Origin of the sequence: Agrobacterium salinitolerans (assembly GCF_027498475.1) — a bacterium.
In the GTDB taxonomy this organism is placed as follows: Bacteria; Pseudomonadota; Alphaproteobacteria; order Rhizobiales; family Rhizobiaceae; genus Agrobacterium; species Agrobacterium salinitolerans.
Map to the genome: position 1 here is coordinate 274090 of NZ_JAPZLN010000002.1, position 17399 is coordinate 291488.

Consider the following 17399-nt stretch of genomic DNA (forward strand, 5'->3'; position numbering starts at 1 on the left):
AGAGGAGAACGATAATGAAAATGCCTGTAGTTTCTTCCCGTCTCGCCGCGCTGGCACTCGGCACGGCGCTTACGTTGCCGCTTATCTCTTCCGCATCCTTTGCGGAAGACAAGGTGTCGGTGGCGGTCAACACCATGCAGATATTCAGCTCGCTCGACCCGGCGAAGGTGACCGATTACACCGGCTACATGGCCATCGTGAACATGTATGACGGTCTGACCACGGTGAACGCCAAGGGCGAAATCGTGCCGCATCTGGCGAAATCCTGGGAGATTTCCGAGGACGGCCTGACTTACACCTTCCACCTGCGCGACGATGCGAAATTTCAGGATGGCACGGCGGTAAAGGCTGCCGATCTTGCCTGGTCGATCCAGCGTCTGCTCGGTATCAACAAGGGGCCGTCGAACCTCATCGTCGGCGTGCTGAAGCCCGAAAACGTCACCGCGCCTGACGATGCCACGCTGGTCATGAAGATCGAGCGCCAGTTCTCGCCCTTCATGGCGGCGACGCCGTTGATGATGGCGATGAACAAGACGCTGATCGAGGCCAACGCCAAGCCCGAAGACAAATGGGGTGAGGCCTATGTCGGCGAACATTCCGCCGGTTCCGGCCCCTACAAGCTGGTCAGCTACAATCGCTCCGCCGATATGGTCATCGCCCGCAATGCCGATTATTTCCTCGGCTGGACCAAGGGCAAGCCGATCGATGAAGTGCGCTTCGTGCAGACCAGCGACGACGCGACCGTCAAGGCACTGGCGGAAAAGGGCGAACTCGGCCTGTCCTCACACGGGCTTGGCAACGACACCTATGAATCCATCGGCCGCATGAAGGGTTACAAGCTGATCCAGACCCGCACCGCCGGCGGTTTCGTCATCAAGCTCAACACCAAGGTCTATCCGACCGACGACGTTCATGTGCGCCGCGCCATCGCCTATGCGACCGACTACAAGACGATCCAGGAAGTGATCTATCCGGGCTTCGATATGACGGGTCCGCTTTCCGACGCGTTCAAGGACGCGCATAATGGCGATATCCAGCCCGGCGTTTACGATCTGGAAAAAGCCAAGGAAGAGCTGGCGAAGTCGAAATATGCCGGCCAGAAGATCACGCTCGTCAACAGCTACGTTGCGTCGCTCGCCTTTGAGGCCGAAGTGGCGCTGCTTCTGCAATCCAGCCTCGAGCAGATCGGCATCACGCTCGATATCAAGCCGGAGCCGTGGAACCGCATCGTCGAGCTTTCCTCCAAGCCGGAAACGACGCCGGCATCGACGCAGGTGAATATTTCGCCGACCTATCCGTCGCCGGATGCGATGTTCTACAACCAGTATCACTCCAAGGCATCCGGCACCTGGATGTCGATGGAATGGTTGCAGAATGCGGAAATCGACGGGCTGATCGACAAGGTTCGCGCCACCACCGATGTCAACGAGCAGAACGCCACCTACAAGGAACTGCAGACGAAGATCGTTGATCTTCAGCCTGACGTCTGGGCCGTTGCGCCGAACCGCCGTTATGCGGCGAACAAGTGCCTTCAGGGTTACGAGTTCATTCCCATGCAGAGCTGGGACCTGAACTTCTCCAACTTCCATTGGGACTGCAAGGCGGAGTGATCTTCGTCTCATGAAAACCGGCCCCGCCCAGACGGCGGGGTTGGCAGACTTGGAACTTCAAAGGGAAGGAGCATCGCCTGCGGCCGGAAAGGCTACGGCATGCCTGAGGATGACGCATGATCCAGGAATTTTCCGAAGACGATATCGAACCTCTCGCCACCGGCGCCTGGATTCTTGGAACCGGTGGGGGAGGTAACCCCTATCTCTCGACGCTCAATCTGCGGCGTCTCTATGCCGAGGGGCGGCGGGTAAAGGTCATGGACCCCATGGCGCTCGCCGACGATGATATGGTCGCCGTCGTCTCCAAGATGGGTGCGCCGCTTGTCGGTCAGGAACGGCTGGGGGACCCCGTGCATCTCGCCCGCGCCGTCGAGGTGATGGAGGATTATCTCGGCAAGCCGTTCCGGGCGATCATGAGCGTGGAGATCGGCGGTTCCAATGCTCTGTCGTCCTTCCTCGCCGCCGCCGTGCTCGACCGGCCGGTCGTTAATGCCGATGCCATGGGACGGGCCTATCCGGAAGCGCAGATGACATCCTTCGCCATCGGCAACCTGCCGATGTTTCCGCTGTCGCTGGTCGATGTGCGCGACAATGAGGTGATCGTGACGCGCGCGGCTTCGTGGAAATGGATGGAGCGCATCTCGCGCAAGGTCTGCACGGAAGTCGGCTCAACCGCCGCCACCTGCAAGGCGCCGCGCACCGGCAAGGAAGTGAAGGAATGGGGCATTCATTACACCGTCACCCAGGCGACAAAACTTGGACGCGCGGTGATGGAGGCGCGTGCGCGTCATGACGATCCGGTTCAGGCGGTTCTCGACCATGAGGGCGGCAAGCAACTGTTCCGCGGCAAGGTTGTTGATGTGGCCCGTGAGACCACCGGTGGTTTCCTGCGCGGCAGCACGACCATTGAAGGCGTCGATGCCGACCGGGGTTCGCGCATGGAGCTGGCCTTCCAGAACGAATGGGCGGTCGCCTTCCGCGATGGCCAGCCAGTCGCCATGACGCCGGACCTGCTTTGCCTTCTCGATACGGTTTCCGGTGGCGCCATCGGTACGGAATCGGTGCGTTACGGTCAGCGTGTCACGGTTGTCGCCCTGCCTGCGCCGGAACTTTTGACGACACCTGCCGGCATCGCCGCCGTCGGTCCGCGCGCCTTCGGTTATGACATTGATTTCAGATCGGTATTCCCATGAAACGCATCGGTATTGACGTTGGCGGCACCAATACGGATGCCGTTCTGATCGATGGCGACACCATCGTCGCTTCCATCAAGGTTCCGACCACGCAGGATGTCCTGTCCGGCGTAAAGTCGGCGCTCGCTCATGTGGCGGGCCACGTAGGCGCTGCGGACCGGCCGATTGATGCGGTGATGATCGGCACCACCCATTTCACCAATGCGGTGGTGGAGCGCGCCCGGCTGGAGCGGGTTGCGGCCATCCGCATCGCGTTGCCCACCGGTTCCTCGCTTCCGCCCATGTGCGACTGGCCTGGGGATTTGCGCGATGCCGTCGATCCGCTGATCTTCATGGTCCATGGCGGCCATGAATATGACGGCAGTCCGCTGGTGCCCATGGTTCCCGATGAAATCCGCGAAGCGGCGATGAAAATTCGCGATGCGGGCATCACCTCCATCGCCATTTCGGCGACTTTCTCGCCGTTGACGACGGAGTGCGAGGTGCGGGCTGCGGAAATTGTCCGTTCAGTCATTCCCGATGCACGCATCACGCTTTCCCATACGCTTGGCCGTATCGGGCTTCTGGAGCGGGAGAATGTCGCCCTGCTGAACGCAGCGCTGCAAACGCTCGGCAAGACCACAGTTCAGGCATTTTCGGATGCGCTGCGCGAAGCCGGTGTGAAGGCGCCGTTTTATCTGACCCAGAATGACGGCACCGTGGCGCTCGCGGATGTCGCCGCTGCGAACCCCGTGCACAGCTTCGCTTCCGGCCCGACCAACTCGATGCGCGGGGCAGCCTTCCTCACCGGGCTTTCCGATGCCATGGTGGTGGATGTTGGCGGCACCACCTCCGATATCGGCTGCCTTGTCGGCGGTTTTCCACGGGAGGCGAACAATATCGTTCATATCGGTGGGGTGCGCACGCTCTTCCGTATGCCCGATCTTCTGCCGATTGCGCTCGGCGGCGGTACTATCGTCGACCCAGAGACGGGCAAGATCGGTCCGCGCTCGGTCGGTTATCGCATCCTGACGCAAGCCTGTGTTTTCGGCGGTGAGACGCTGACGACATCGGATATTGCGGTGGCCGCAGGCCTCATCGAGATGGGTGACCGCGACCGTGTAAAAGACCTTGATCCGGCATTCGTGCAGGCCACACTTCAACGCATCCGTGACATGGTGGCGGACAGCTTCGACCAGATGAAGACCTCGGCCGAAGACGTGCCGCTGGTTGCCGTCGGCGGTGGGGCGTTCCTGATCCCCGAGACGGTCCCGGGCGCGTCTGAAGTGCTGCGCGTGGAAAATGCCGGCGTTGCCAATGCGCTGGGCGCAGCCATGGCGCAGGTTTCCGGAGAGATCGATCAGGTCTTTTCCGGCCTGAGCCGCGATGAGGCCCTTGCGAAAGCCGAGACCGAGGCGCAGAACGCGGCGGTCGCGTCCGGCGCGGAGCGGGCAAGCCTCAAGACGCTTGAGGTGGAGGACATCCCGATTGCCTATCTGCCTGGCGGTGCGCGGCGGGTTCGCGTGCGGGTCATCGGCAATATCGCCTTTCATTGACGGGAAGAGGCCCTGCCGCTGGCGGGGCGACGAGGGAGTGAGCACATGACGAAGATCGCACTGGCCATTCACGGTGGTTGCGGCGTGATGCCGGAAGACAGCATGACGGCCGGGGAGTGGGCTGCCGCGCGCGACGATCTGGCAGCGGCGCTACGCGCCGGTTATGGCGTGCTGAAGGCTGGCGGAACCGCGCTTGAAGCGGTTGAGGCGGCGGTCGTCGTCATGGAGGACAGTCCGCATTTCAATGCCGGTCACGGGGCGGCGCTCAACGAAAACGGCATTCATGAACTCGATGCCTCGATCATGGACGGCGCGACGCTGGCGGCGGGCGCGATCAGCGCCTCCCGCGCCATTCGCAACCCGGTAAAGGCGGCCCGCGCGCTGATTGCGGATGAGCGTGCCGTCTATCTGACGGGGGAGGCGGCCGACTGCTTCGCGAGGGAAAAGGGGCTCGCCACCGAGCCTCAATCCTATTTCACCACGCAAAAACGCCTTGAGGCACTGGCAGCGATGAAGCGCCATGCCTCCGCCGGTACCGAAGCGACGGAAAACGAAAAGCACGGAACCGTCGGGGCTGTGGCGCTCGATGCGGCGGGGCATCTCGCCGCCGCCACCTCCACCGGCGGCTACACCAACAAGCCGGATGGGCGGGTTGGCGACAGCCCGGTGATCGGGGCCGGCACCTATGCGCGTGATGGGGCCTGCGCCGTTTCCGGCACCGGCAAGGGCGAGTTTTTCATCCGTTATGTCGTCGGCCACGAGATTGCGTCCCGCGTCGCCTATCTCGGGCAGGATCTGGAAACCGCCGCCGGCAATCTCGTCCACAAGGATCTGGCGCCTTATGAGATCGGTGCCGGTCTCGTTGCGATCGATGCCGAAGGTGGCATTGCCGCGCCTTACAATACCCCCGGCATGTTCCGCGGCTGGGTGACGCCATCAGGAGAGGCATGCGTGGCCACCCACGACACGGTTTATGAGGTGGAACTGTAACCGGCAACCATACCGGCTACCTGGCCACGCCGAGGATCTGCGCAATGGCGCGGCTGGCCCGAAAATCGTCCGCATCGGCCTGCCGAGCAGCATGTGGGAGAATTTCGCGCCCGCCATGCTGATCAATTATGTCAGGGATTTTTCCGGCGTTCGGATATAGACTTTTTTGAAACGACGACCGCCATCAACAAGTTCGTCGGCGAACGGGTGATCGATCTCGGTTTCCTGCGTATGGAAGGCGAGATCGGTCCGGGCATCGATGTCGAGCGTCTCGCGCCCGGCAAAAGCGTCTCTGTGGTCCGGGAGGATCATCCCCTGGCCGCGCTTGACGAAATCACCGTCAAGGACCTGCGCAAACATTCCGCTCATTCTGATCGGCCGGCAGCGATCCCCTCTTCGATCCGCGTGTGGTTGCCGAATGAAAAAGTTCACACTTAACGGGCAGGTCGGCGGCTTTTTCACCGCCCACCTGCTCACCAGCGCCGTGACCGGCCTGTTCTGGACGCCTTGTGATCCTCTGAAGCTGGGCTTTGCCTCGCTTTTGCATCGCTCTGTAACAAGGTCACGAAGAAAGCATTGACGTTCAGGCCAAAAATGGAATAAATATATCGGGCAGGCAGAAATTCGGTTTCATTATTCCGTTTTCTGATGTGAGGAGGTTGCGGCGGGCTTTAAGGTCCGCCTCCGGCTGGGAGAGGCGGCGCCGGACGCCATGGAGGAGAAAAACAATGAGGAAATTTATCATCGGCGCAGCCATGTCTGTGCTTCTCGGCACAGCGGCCCACGCGGAGACCATCGGTGTCTCGATGGCGCTGTTCGACGACAACTTCCTGACCGTGCTGCGCAACGGCATGCAGGATTATTCCAAGGAACTGAATGGCGTCACGCTGCAGGTCGAGGACGCGCAGAACGACGTCGCCAAGCAGCAGAGCCAGATCCAGAATTTCATCGCGTCCAAGGTCGATGCGATTATCGTCAATCCGGTTGATACGGATGCGACAGCGGCCATGTCGAAGCTCGCCGCCGACGCCAAGATTCCGCTGGTTTACGTCAACCGCCAGCCGGTGAACGTCGATAGCCTGCCGGACGGCCAGGCATTCGTTGCCTCCGACGAAACGGTTGCCGGCACGCTTGAAGCGAAAGAAGTTTGCCGCCTTCTCGGTGGCAAGGGCAATGCGGTCATCATGATGGGCGAGCTTTCCAACCAGGCGGCGCGCATGCGCACGCAGTCTGCGAAAGACGTTCTGATGGCAGACGAATGCAAGGGCATTTCGGTTGTTGAAGAGCAGACCGCAAACTGGCAGCGTACGCAGGGTTCCGACCTCGTGACCAACTGGCTCTCCAGCGGCATCGAATTTAACGCCGTCATCGCCAACAACGATGAAATGGCGATTGGCGCGATCCAGGCCCTGAAGGCCGCAGGCAAGGATATGAAGAGCTATGTCGTTGCCGGTGTTGACGCCACGCAGGACGCCCTTGCCGCCATGCAGGTGGGCGATCTGGATGTGACGGTGTTCCAGGATGCGGCAGGCCAGGGCAAGGGTGCGCTCGATGCTGCGTTGAAGCTCGCCAAGGGCGACAAGGTGGAGAAGAAGGTCTACATTCCGTTCCAGCTCGTCACGCCTGAAAACGTCAAGGACTACGTGGCCAAGAACTAACGGCCGCCTTCCGGCATCTGCGCCCGTTCAGATTGATATTGGAGGCAGATGCCGGTTTCCGACGCCATCGAAGACAAGTTTCGGTGCGTGAGCGGATTACGATTGAATTTCAGTCAATTCAAATTGTTGCAGCGCTTTCATGTCGTGGTCGGCATGGCGCTGCAAGCCTCCCCGGAGGCAAGGTGTGCCGTCTGGCAAAGCCTGTTTCCGGTCATTTTTGTCTATTGTGGAGGGTGAGATGGTCGTCAGTCCATCGACAATGGCCGCCGTGCGCGCCAGCGGAGCCGTGCCGAATGCGGAGTATCTTCTCGCGGCGGAAGGCATACGCAAGGAATTTCCCGGCGTCGTGGCGCTCGATGATGTGCAGTTCAAGCTGAAGCGCGGCACCGTGCATGCGCTGATGGGCGAGAATGGCGCCGGAAAATCGACGCTGATGAAAATCCTGGCTGGCATTTATCAGCCGGACAGTGGCGAAATTCGCCTGAAAGGCGCCGGCATACGTCTCGATTCTCCGCTCGATGCGCTGGAAAACGGCATTGCCATGATCCATCAGGAACTGAACCTGATGGCCTATATGACGGTGGCGGAAAACATCTGGATACGACGCGAGCCAAAAAACCGGCTGGGCTTCATCGATCACGGCGAAATGTATCGTCGAACCGAAACGCTGCTTCAAAGGCTCGGCATCGATCTCGACCCGGAGACCCGCGTTGGCGAGCTTTCGGTGGCAAGTCGCCAGATGGTCGAGATCGCCAAGGCTGTTTCGTATGATTCCGATGTTCTCATCATGGACGAGCCGACATCGGCGCTGACGGAGCGCGAGGTCGAGCATCTCTTCCGCATCATCCGCGATCTCCGGGAACGCGGCATCGGTATCGTCTACATCACCCACAAGATGAACGAACTGTTCGAGATCGCCGATGAGTTTTCGGTTTTCCGCGACGGCAAATATATCGGCACCCATGCGTCGACCGAAGTCACGCGCGACGACATCATCCGCATGATGGTGGGTCGCGAAATCACCCAGATGTTCCCTAAGGAAGAGGTTCCGATCGGCGACGTTGTGCTTTCGGTCAAGAATCTCACGCTCGACGGCGTTTTCCATGACATTTCCTTCGAGGTGCGCGCCGGTGAAATTCTCGGCGTCGCCGGTCTCGTCGGATCTGGCCGCTCCAATGTTGCGGAAACGGTGTTCGGTGTAACGCCCGCGTCCAAGGGCACGATTGCAATCGACGGCAAGCCGGTTTCGATCGACAGCCCGACGAAGGCTATCAGTCACCGCATGGCGTTCCTGACGGAGGATCGCAAGGATACGGGATGCCTGCTGATCCTGAACATTCTGGAGAACATGCAGATCGCCGTCCTGCAGGACAAATATGTCGCCAATGGTTTCGTGCAGGAAAACGCGCTGTCGGAAGCCTGCGAGGACATGTGCCGCAAGCTCCGGGTCAAGACGCCGCATCTTTACGAGCGTATCGAAAACCTGTCTGGCGGCAACCAGCAAAAGGTGCTGATCGGCCGATGGATGCTGACCAAACCGCGCATTCTCATTCTGGATGAGCCGACGCGCGGCATCGATGTCGGGGCGAAGGCCGAAATCCACAAGCTGGTTTGCGAGATGGCGCGCCAGGGCGTCGCCGTGATCATGATTTCATCCGAAATGCCGGAGGTTCTGGGTATGAGCGACCGCGTCATGGTCATGCATGAAGGCCGGGTGACGGGCTTTCTTGATAGAAGTGAAGCCACGCAGGTTAAAGTGATGGATCTCGCATCGCGGTGAGGCGCGCCGGGATTTCTCGAGGAGGAATAACTATGAATACGAACGCCGCTGCCAACACAGAGTTGGACGCAAAATCCGGACGCAAGCCGCACCGGCGCATCCCGCCCGAAGCCAATATCTTTTTCGTGCTGATCGGCATCGCGCTGGTCTATGAAATTCTTGGCTGGATTTTCATCGGCCAGAGCTTCCTCATGAACCAGCAGCGCCTGACGATCATGATCCTGCAGGTCTCGGTGATCGGCATCATCGCGGTTGGCGTGACCCAGGTCATCATCACCGGCGGTATCGATCTCTCTTCCGGTTCCGTCGTCGGCCTGACGGCGATGCTCTCCGCCAGCGTGGCGCAATCCTCAACATGGCCGCGGGCGCTTTATCCGGGCTTGACCGATCTGCCTTTCTTCATACCGCTCGCGGTCGGCATATTGGCCGGTACACTGGCGGGTTTCATCAACGGACAGCTCATCGCCCGCACCAAAATCCCGCCTTTCATCGCAACGCTTGGCATGATGGTGACGGCGCGTGGTCTTTCCAAGTGGTATACGAAGGGCCAACCGATCTCCGGTCTGACTGATGGTTTCAATTTCATCGGCACGGGCATCTGGCCGGTCGTGGTGTTCCTCGTTGTCGCCCTCATCTTCCACGTGGCGCTACGTTACACCCGTTACGGCAAATTCACTTACGCTATCGGCGCCAATCAGCAGGCGGCCCGCGTGTCTGGTATCAATATCGAAGCGCATCTGATCAAGGTCTATGCCATTGCTGGCATGCTCGCCGGTCTTGCCGGTGTTGTCACCGCCGCCCGCGCACAGACGGCGCAGGCCGGCATGGGCGTGATGTATGAACTCGACGCCATTGCCGCAGCCGTCATCGGCGGCACATCGCTCGCCGGCGGCGCCGGCCGGATCACCGGAACGGTGATCGGCACCATCATTCTCGGCGTCATGACGTCGGGCTTCACCTTCCTTCGGGTGGACGCCTATTACCAGGAAATCGTCAAGGGCCTGATCATCGTGGCTGCGGTCGTTGCCGACGTCTACCGACAGAAGAAACGCGCAAAGCGCTAAATCCTCCTCCCAGACTTGGGGCAGGCCTTCGGGCTTGCCCTTTTTTATGTTCTTATGAGCCGGGGGGATTAATGGCGGATTATGCCTTGCTGTTGCGATAGTCGTGGACCGCCTTGCCGAAGGCCTCGAACAGCGCCCGGGAGGGCGCATCCGTCTCAGCCCAATATTCCGGATGCCATTGCACGCCGACGGCAAATCCGTTGGCGTCGATGACGGAGACGGCCTCGATGGTGCCGTCCGCGGCTGTCGCCTCCACCTGCAGGCGTGGCGCGGTCTCGGCGATTGCCTGCCGGTGCAGCGAATTGATCTGGATTTCGCCCGACATGCCAAGATGCTGCGCAATGCAGGAGCCTTCGCGCACATGCACCGGCTGGCGGATGGCGAAGGCCACGTCGCGGTCGTCATGCTCCGGTTTTCGGTGATCCCATATGCCGGGCTGTTCCTGAATTTCGGAAGCGAGCGTACCGCCAAGCGCGACGTTCAGCTCCTGAATGCCGCGGCAGATGGCCAGCATCGGGATGCCGCGTTCGATGGCGCGGCGGATGAGCGGCAGGCTGGTTGCGTCGCGGGCCTGATCGAAGGGGCCGTCGCTCTCCTGCGCTTCTTTTCCGTAAAGGGAAGGGTGGACATTGGTGGCGGAGCCGGACACGAGCAGGCCGTCCACCCTGTCGAGAATGGCGTCGACCTCGTTCCCGTCCTCGAAGGCCGGGACGATGAAGGACATGACGCCAGCGACTTTCAGTGCAGCGGAAACATACTGGTTCTGCGCGGCGTGCCAGTCGGCTCCGGTGAAATGCCGGATGTCTGCGGGAACGGCGATAATGGGTTTTGGCATGGTGGCTCCGGGACGAATCTTCGAAATTTGTGCGACTGCCGGCGGGTCAAGTCAAGCATACGTTTTGCGTTCCGGAGGGTCTTTATGCGCCTAAAGTATAAGGCGATGCCGGGATATTTCAGTTGAAAATAAAATGCGAAGAAAAGTTCCCGAAGAATTCCGGAAAGGCCGGTATTTCTGCGATTAATTCTTGGTGCGGGTGCTTGTCAGCCGGGTCGTAACCGTGCTTACTTTGCTGCGATGCCTGAACAGCACCGAGGGGAATTCAAAGCTGCGGGCAGCGTTCATATCTGGGAGGATATAGATGGATCGCCGTTCCTTTATCAAAAAGGGCGCGCTTGCGGGAGCTGCAACGGCAGCTCTGGCTGCGCCCGCCATTGCACAGCAGAATACCAAGATCACCTGGCGCCTGACGTCGTCGTTTCCGAAATCGCTGGACACGATCTATGGTGGTGCGGAAGATATTGCCAAGCATGTTGCAGCCGCAACCGACGGTAATTTCACCATTCAAACCTTCGCCGCCGGCGAAATCGTGCCCGGCCTGCAGGCCGCCGATGCGGTGTCTTCCGGCACGGTGGAAATGTGCCACACCTGCTCATATTATTACGTCGGCAAGGATCCGACCTTCGCCATCGGCACGGCGATACCTTTCGGCCTCAATGCCCGCCTGACCAATTCATGGTTCTATGAAGGCAACGGCAATAAGCTGCTCAACGAGTTTTACGCCAAGCACAATCTCTATGGCATGATTGCGGGCAATACCGGCGCCCAGATGGGCGGCTGGTTCCGCAAGGAAATCAACACCGTCGACGATTTCAAGGGCGTGAAGATGCGCATTGCCGGTCTCGCCGGCAAGGTGGTGGAAAAGCTGGGCGTGGTGCCGCAGCAGATCGCCGGCGGCGACATTTATCCAGCACTGGAAAAAGGCACCATCGACGCGGCGGAATGGGTCGGACCTTATGACGACCACAAGCTCGGTTTCTACAAGGTGGCCAAATATTATTATTACCCGGCCTTCTGGGAAGGCGGTCCGGTCATCCATTCCTTCGTCAATCTGGAAAAATGGAACAACCTGCCGAAGAATTATCAGGCTGCGTTGCAGGATGCCTGCGCTTTCGCCAACACCAGCATGATGGCGAAATACGACGCCAAGAACTCGACCGCTGTGCGACAGCTGGTGGCCGAGGGAGCTGTGCTGCGGCCGTTCAGCCAGGAAATTCTTGAGGCCTGCTACAAGGCGGCGCTGGAAGTTTATGCTGGCATCTCGGCTACCAACCCTGATTTCAAGAAGATTTATGAGGATCAGGTGGCCTTCAAGCGCGAGGGTTATCTCTGGATGCAGCTTGCGGAATACACATTTGACACGTTCATGATGATTCAGCAGCGCAACGGAAAGCTGTGATCTTTCGGTAAAAGGCGGACCGGGCAAAAAGCCCCGGAGATTTCGGTCTCCGGGGCTTTTTGTGTCTTTGTTGCAATGGTTCCAAGGTGGGGTTTTCAAGGGGGCGCGGCTTCGGACGACGTCCCTATTGATGCCGCGCCGCGCCGTTACGGTCCGATCTTCGGCGGTTGGCTGAGATCGGGCTGGCTATTCTGCGCAGGCTGCTGGGGTTGCGGTCCACCCAGGTTTAGGGGCGGCAGGCCAAGGGAGGGCGGTGAGGTCGGCGCACCGCTTTCCTCACCCGACGGCGCCGCCGCGGGGCCGCCGAGATTGAGCGGTGGCAAGCCCATGGATGGCTGCTGCGGAGATGCGCCGCCGCCGCCAAGCGGTGGCAGGGACAGGCCGCTGCCTCCCGGGCCACCGGGTATCTCGATCTTGACGCTATTGGGATCGATGCTGGTATGGCCGCTCTTGTAGGTCAGCACCAGGCCGGGGAATGCGATGACGACAAGGATCATCACGAACTGGATGACGATATAGGGCAAGACGCCCCTGTAGATCTCCGTCGTTTTTACACCAGGCATTTTTTTGCCTGTCACCTTATCCACCCATGCGGCGTTCGGGGCGATGGAGCGCAGGAAGAACAGCGAAAAACCGAAGGGCGGTGTCAGGAACGAGGTTTGCAGATTGATGCCGAGAATGATGCCGAACCAGACGAGATCGATCCCGAGCTTGTCCGCGACCGGTGCCAGCAACGGGACCATGATAAAGGCGATTTCGAAGAAGTCGAGAAAACAGCCGAGAATGAAAATAATGATCGTGACCACGACCAGAAAGCCGTATTCGCCGCCGGGCAGGGCAAGCAACAGTTCCTCGATCCAGACATTGCCGTTGATACCATAGAACGTAAGGCCGAAGACGCGTGCGCCGATGAGGATCATCATGACGAAGGCAGAAAGCTTCGTCGTCGCATCCAGCGCATTCTTGATCGTCGCAAGCGAAAGCCTGCCCTTGGCAAGTGCGAGGATCAGCGCCCCGGTCGCGCCCATTGCGCCGCCTTCTGTTGGCGTCGCGATGCCGAGGAAGATGGTGCCGAGCACAAGGAAGATGAGCGCCAGCGGCGGCACCAGAACGATAATGACCTGTTCGGCGAGGCGGGAAATGACCTTCCTGCTTGCGATGCTGTTAAAAAGCGCAACCAGATAAACCGTGAAGACGGCGAAGGCGAGTGCAGCGACCAGTCGCCACTCCGGACTGGCCATGCCCGTGAAAAGGAGGTGCATTCCTATGAAATAGAGCGCCACCGAAACGGCGATCATCACGAAAAGCGAGGTCACGCCGTTGCCGAGCGTGCGCGCTTCTTTCGGAAGGGCAGGGACGAGCGACGGTTTGAAAATGGAGACTGCGAAAATATAGGCGCAATAGCTCGCGATGATCAAAAGAGCGGGATAAAGAGCGCCGACATACATGTCGCCGACGGAACGGCCGAGCTGGTCCGCCATGACGATCAGGACGAGGGACGGGGGGACAATCTGCGCAAGAGTGCCCGAGGCGGCGATCGTACCCGCGACGAGGGGGCGATTATAACCGTATCGCATCATGATCGGCAGCGAGATGAGCCCCATGGCCATCACGGAAGCCGCCACAACGCCAGTGGTGGCTCCCAGCAGCGCGCCGACGAGAATGACCGCATAGGCGAGGCCGCCGCGGATCGGGCCGAATAATTGTCCTATCGTATCGAGAAGATCTTCCGCCATGCGGGATCGCTCAAGAATGATGCCCATGAACGTAAAAAACGGGATCGACAGCAACGTATCATTATACATGATGCCGTAGATTCGTTCGGGATGGGATTGCAGCAGCGGCCAGAAGAGGCGGATTTCAGGGGAAATCCATGAAAGCTCCACGCCAAGCACGAAATAAATGAGGCCGCCGGCGGCAAGCGTGAAGGCGACAGGGTAACCCAGCAGCAGCAGCAGCATCACGCTGCTGAACATCACCAGCGGCAGGTTATGCGCAATCAGATCTATCATGTCAGCTCCCTGCCGTTCCGTTGGTTTCCGTGTCGGTTTCCGAAAGCGCCGTTTCACGCGGATCGGCAATATATCCGGCAATCACCGCATAGCGCTTGATGATCTCCGAAAATGCCTGAACCAGAAGCAGGGAGAAGCCCAGAAGGACGACGAGCTTGGCAGGCCAGATGATCAGGCCGCCGGCATTGGAGGACATTTCTCCGGAGTTGAAGGAATTCCAGAACCACGGCCAGGCGAGATAGGACATCAGGCCGGCGAAGGGGACCAGGAAAACAATGTGAAGGACGAAGTCAACGATGTCACGTGTGCGCTTCGACCATGTGGACGACAATATGTCGATCCTGACATGCTCGTTCTTCAGGAGCGCGTAAGCCGCCGCCAGCATGAAAACAGCGCCATAGAGATACCATTGCACTTCGAGCCATGCATTCGACGATATGTCGAACATCTTGCGCACCACGGCGTTTGTGGCGCTGATCAGCACCGCCGCTAGCAATAACCAGGACACAGATTGACCGATAACCGTGGTGACCGTGTCAACGGCCCGGCTTATTCCCAATAAGAACTTCACTTTCCCCTCCTCAGGACCAGAGCCAGGGTCCGGTCCGCAGCTTTTTTATCGGCGTTTTATTTGCCCTGTTGCCTGGCAAGTCCGATTTTTTTCTTGTTTGCAGGTGCTTATTCAACAGCATTTCAAAAAGCAACTCCGAACGGTCGCCCTTCCTCCGGGAATCCCGCACGGGCGGCGCCTGTGACTATTCATCGTGCACTTATTTTGTGTTGCGCGCTATATCATGCTCCTTTTTTGCAGCGCATTAATTTTACTTTTCCAGCCTTGCCGGAAGAGAATGGGCGGGTGACGATGCATTGCACTTTGCCACGACTTCATGTTACCTCTGGCGATGGAGAATCCGGCATGGGCCCGAGATCGTCCACGGGCAGATTTCCCGTATGGCGGGCATGGCGGATGGAGCATAAGGGGAAGCGGAATGAGCGAACACCACACAGGTCCTGTCGAAGTCGGCGCCGAAATGAACTACGCCGAGCACGAAAAGACCTATAACGGTTTTCTGGCCTTGACGAAGTACGGCACGATGATGCTGTGCGTGCTGATGCTGGCCATGGTCGCCGGTTTCTTCACCACTGCCGGCTTCCTTGGCGGCCTGGTCGTCTTCGTGGTGCTGTCGGCTGCGGGTTTCTTTCTGCTGCGCTGAAAAATCCTGTTCATGAGCGGTTCCCTTTCCGGGGGCCGGGCGGATGCCGGATAACCGGAAAGGCCAGGTCATGAAGCGTCTGCTCTATTGTCTGTTTCTGCTGGCGGCGATTGCGCATCCTGCTTTGTCACGCGATCTCTCACCTGCAGAGCAGGAGGGTCTTCGCACACAGATCGAGCGCTTCCAGACGGCTTTGAGCGCGCAGGATTTTGATGTCGTCGGCAAGACTGTACCGCCGAAAATCTTTGAATTCATCGCCCGCGACGCCGGCATTACCGTGGAGCAATTGCGCGGCGCTTTGACCGCGCAGATGCAGATGGCGCTCGCGGCGGTCAAGATAACCGAATTCACCATGGATATGCAGGCGATCAGCCTTGCGCAAACGCCTGATGGAACGCCCTATGCCCTCATTCCGACCAGGACGGTGATGGAAACCGGCGGCCAGACGATCGAGGCGAAATCCCATACGCTGGCGTTGATGGACGGTGCAGACTGGTATTTGCTGCGGGTAAGCGACCAGCAGCAGGTCACCGTCCTTCGCAAGGTCTATCCGTCCTTCGCCGAGGTGGCGTTTCCGGACGGTTCCATGCAGCCGGTGAAATAGTCCCGTCTTCCTGAACTCAGGAAAAACGCCCCGGCCGGAAAGGATCGATCGAGATTTCCGTATCCTCCCCGCTGGCCAGTTGCGTCACCAGACGGGCTGTGGCTGCCGATTGCGTCAGCCCGAGATGGCCGTGTCCGAAGGCATAGATGACGGACGGCGTGGCGCGCGCCGTACCGATGACGGGAAGACAGTCCGGCATGGACGGCCGGAATCCCATCCATTGTTTCCCGCCTTCCAGTTTGAGGCCGGGCAGGAAACGTCCTGCTTTTTTCAGCATGGCTTCGGCACGGCGGAAATTCGGTTTCAGTTCCAGCCCGCCAAGTTCGACCGCGCCGCCAATGCGGATACCTGTCGATAGCGGGGTGACCACGAAACCATGGTCGTTGAAATAAAGCTGGCGCGTCAGGTTGAAAGCGTTGGGGGAAAGGGTGGTGTTGTAACCACGTTCCGTTTCCAGCGGCACGATGCTGCCAAGCGTCGCGACAAGTTTTCTCGACCAGGCGCCGCAGGCGATAACCACCCTGTCGGCATCGATCTTGTCACCATTTTCCAGCGTCACGATCGTACTTTCGCCGACAGCATCAATGCGTTCGGCCTCGCCCTTGCGCAGGCTGGCGCCGCGGGCGATTACCAGATCGAAAATGGCGCGGTTGAAGTCGTAAGGGTCGGAGACCTGCAGACCGTCCGGCGAAAACATGGCATGGCGGAACTGGGGCGCGAGACCCGGTTGAAGTTCCTCGATTTCGGGGCGGCCGACGCGCTGGAAGGTGAAACCGGCGCTTTCCTTTTCGTCCCAGTCCCTGCGGGCGGCATTGAGACTTGCCTCGCTGTCGTAAAGATCGAGCGTTCCGGTTTTCGAAACGAGGTGCGAGAGTTCAGGCATCGCCGCGACATGGGCCATTTCCATGGCAGCGAGCCGGTTGAGGTCGGTAAGTGACTTCAGCCCATGGCGAAAGCTGCGCTCGGCGCTCGCCCGCCAGAAGCGCCACAGCCAGGGTGCGATCTTCGCCGCATAGGCCGGCGGCACGCTAAGTGGGCCGAGCGGATCGAACAGCCAGCGCGGCGCTTTTTTCATGATTCCGGGAGCGGGAATGGGGATGATTTCGGGGAAGGCCAGAATGCCGGCATTGCCGGAACTCGCGCCCCGGGCAACCTCGCCGCGCTCAAGAAGCACCACTTCGCGTCCGGCATTCTGCAGATAAAGGGCCGCCATGGAACCGATAATGCCGGTGCCGATCACCAGCACATCGCATTTCAGGGTTTTGGTCATCGGCGCTCCTGCAACACAAATCTTTCAACCCCGCATAACAATGAATGCTGCTGCGATGAAAGGCCGTATCGTGTTGCTGGCGCAGAAATATCAGCACTGTGGCAAATAAGCGGTCCGAAACAGACAAGGGGAATATATTCGCGGTGAAGCATATTGGCAGTTTAATGAGGTTCAAGACCGATAGTTATAGTTCATTATTAATCGCTATTTAACGGTATCCGGCTAGTTTCGC

General features: G+C 59.4%; 15 protein-coding genes and 1 pseudogene. 12 read left to right on the forward strand and 4 right to left on the reverse strand.

Annotated features, from left to right (window positions below):
* Positions 1 to 14 precede the first annotated feature (14 nt).
* The 9 genes and pseudogenes from O9X91_RS10055 (at position 15) to O9X91_RS10095 (ending at position 9830) form a co-directional block, all read left to right on the forward strand.
* Positions 15 to 1610: an ABC transporter substrate-binding protein gene (locus tag O9X91_RS10055; protein WP_269823544.1), complete on the forward strand. Its 1596-nt coding sequence runs from the start codon at positions 15 to 17 to the stop codon at positions 1608 to 1610.
* A 116-nt stretch (positions 1611 to 1726) separates the two neighbouring features.
* Positions 1727 to 2803: a DUF917 domain-containing protein gene (locus O9X91_RS10060; RefSeq protein ID WP_137411575.1), complete on the forward strand. Its 1077-nt coding sequence runs from the start codon at positions 1727 to 1729 to the stop codon at positions 2801 to 2803.
* Positions 2800 to 4338 (forward strand): hydantoinase/oxoprolinase family protein, encoded by a 1539-nt coding sequence (locus tag O9X91_RS10065; protein ID WP_269826468.1) that lies wholly within the window; start codon positions 2800 to 2802, stop codon positions 4336 to 4338. The genes O9X91_RS10060 and O9X91_RS10065 overlap by 4 nt, the downstream gene beginning before the upstream one ends.
* Before the next feature lie 45 nt (positions 4339 to 4383).
* Positions 4384 to 5328: an isoaspartyl peptidase/L-asparaginase family protein gene (locus O9X91_RS10070; RefSeq protein WP_269833852.1), complete on the forward strand. Its 945-nt coding sequence runs from the start codon at positions 4384 to 4386 to the stop codon at positions 5326 to 5328.
* A gap of 13 nt (positions 5329 to 5341) precedes the next feature.
* Positions 5342 to 5716, forward strand: a pseudogene (locus O9X91_RS10075) (LysR substrate-binding domain-containing protein); the annotation flags it as partial.
* Between the two features lie 340 nt (positions 5717 to 6056).
* Positions 6057 to 6986 carry a sugar ABC transporter substrate-binding protein gene (locus O9X91_RS10080; RefSeq protein WP_269833851.1) on the forward strand — a complete coding sequence of 310 codons (930 nt, stop codon included), beginning with the start codon at positions 6057 to 6059 and terminating at the stop codon, positions 6984 to 6986.
* Between the two features lie 48 nt (positions 6987 to 7034).
* The gene (locus O9X91_RS10085) at positions 7035 to 7223 is read left to right on the forward strand and encodes a hypothetical protein (RefSeq protein WP_269833850.1); all 189 of its coding nucleotides are present in this window, start codon (positions 7035 to 7037) and stop codon (positions 7221 to 7223) included.
* A 1-nt stretch (position 7224) separates the two neighbouring features.
* The gene (locus O9X91_RS10090; RefSeq protein ID WP_080795719.1) at positions 7225 to 8766 is read left to right on the forward strand and encodes a sugar ABC transporter ATP-binding protein; all 1542 of its coding nucleotides are present in this window, start codon (positions 7225 to 7227) and stop codon (positions 8764 to 8766) included.
* A gap of 32 nt (positions 8767 to 8798) precedes the next feature.
* On the forward strand, positions 8799 to 9830 hold the full coding sequence (locus tag O9X91_RS10095) for an ABC transporter permease (RefSeq protein ID WP_077985051.1): 1032 nt from the start codon (positions 8799 to 8801) through the stop codon (positions 9828 to 9830).
* A 79-nt stretch (positions 9831 to 9909) separates the two neighbouring features.
* On the opposite strand, the gene O9X91_RS10100 is transcribed toward O9X91_RS10095, so the two are convergent.
* Positions 9910 to 10665, reverse strand: coding sequence for a gamma-glutamyl-gamma-aminobutyrate hydrolase family protein (locus O9X91_RS10100; protein WP_137411579.1), 756 nt, complete (start codon positions 10663 to 10665; stop codon positions 9910 to 9912).
* Positions 10666 to 10969: 304 nt separating this feature from the next.
* Between O9X91_RS10100 and O9X91_RS10105 the strand changes: the two genes are divergently transcribed.
* Positions 10970 to 12067, forward strand: coding sequence for a TRAP transporter substrate-binding protein (locus O9X91_RS10105; protein WP_269834300.1), 1098 nt, complete (start codon positions 10970 to 10972; stop codon positions 12065 to 12067).
* Positions 12068 to 12213: 146 nt separating this feature from the next.
* Here O9X91_RS10105 and O9X91_RS10110 read toward each other — a convergent pair whose 3' ends face one another.
* Positions 12214 to 14079 (reverse strand): TRAP transporter large permease, encoded by a 1866-nt coding sequence (locus O9X91_RS10110; protein WP_269833849.1) that lies wholly within the window; start codon positions 14077 to 14079, stop codon positions 12214 to 12216.
* 1 nt (position 14080) lies between these two features.
* Positions 14081 to 14650, reverse strand: a complete 570-nt coding sequence (locus O9X91_RS10115; protein ID WP_269826471.1) for a TRAP transporter small permease subunit — start codon at positions 14648 to 14650, stop codon at positions 14081 to 14083.
* A 418-nt stretch (positions 14651 to 15068) separates the two neighbouring features.
* On the opposite strand from O9X91_RS10115, the gene O9X91_RS10120 reads away from it, so the two are divergent.
* Both O9X91_RS10120 and O9X91_RS10125 read left to right on the forward strand, forming a co-directional pair.
* Positions 15069 to 15293: an aa3-type cytochrome c oxidase subunit IV gene (locus tag O9X91_RS10120; RefSeq protein WP_003524572.1), complete on the forward strand. Its 225-nt coding sequence runs from the start codon at positions 15069 to 15071 to the stop codon at positions 15291 to 15293.
* A 70-nt stretch (positions 15294 to 15363) separates the two neighbouring features.
* On the forward strand, positions 15364 to 15897 hold the full coding sequence (locus O9X91_RS10125; protein ID WP_269833848.1) for a hypothetical protein: 534 nt from the start codon (positions 15364 to 15366) through the stop codon (positions 15895 to 15897).
* Positions 15898 to 15913: 16 nt separating this feature from the next.
* Here the strand turns inward: O9X91_RS10125 and O9X91_RS10130 are convergent, their stop codons facing one another.
* Complete coding sequence (locus O9X91_RS10130; protein WP_269823548.1) at positions 15914 to 17167, reverse strand: NAD(P)/FAD-dependent oxidoreductase; 1254 nt, start codon at positions 17165 to 17167, stop codon at positions 15914 to 15916.
* Positions 17168 to 17399 lie beyond the last annotated feature (232 nt).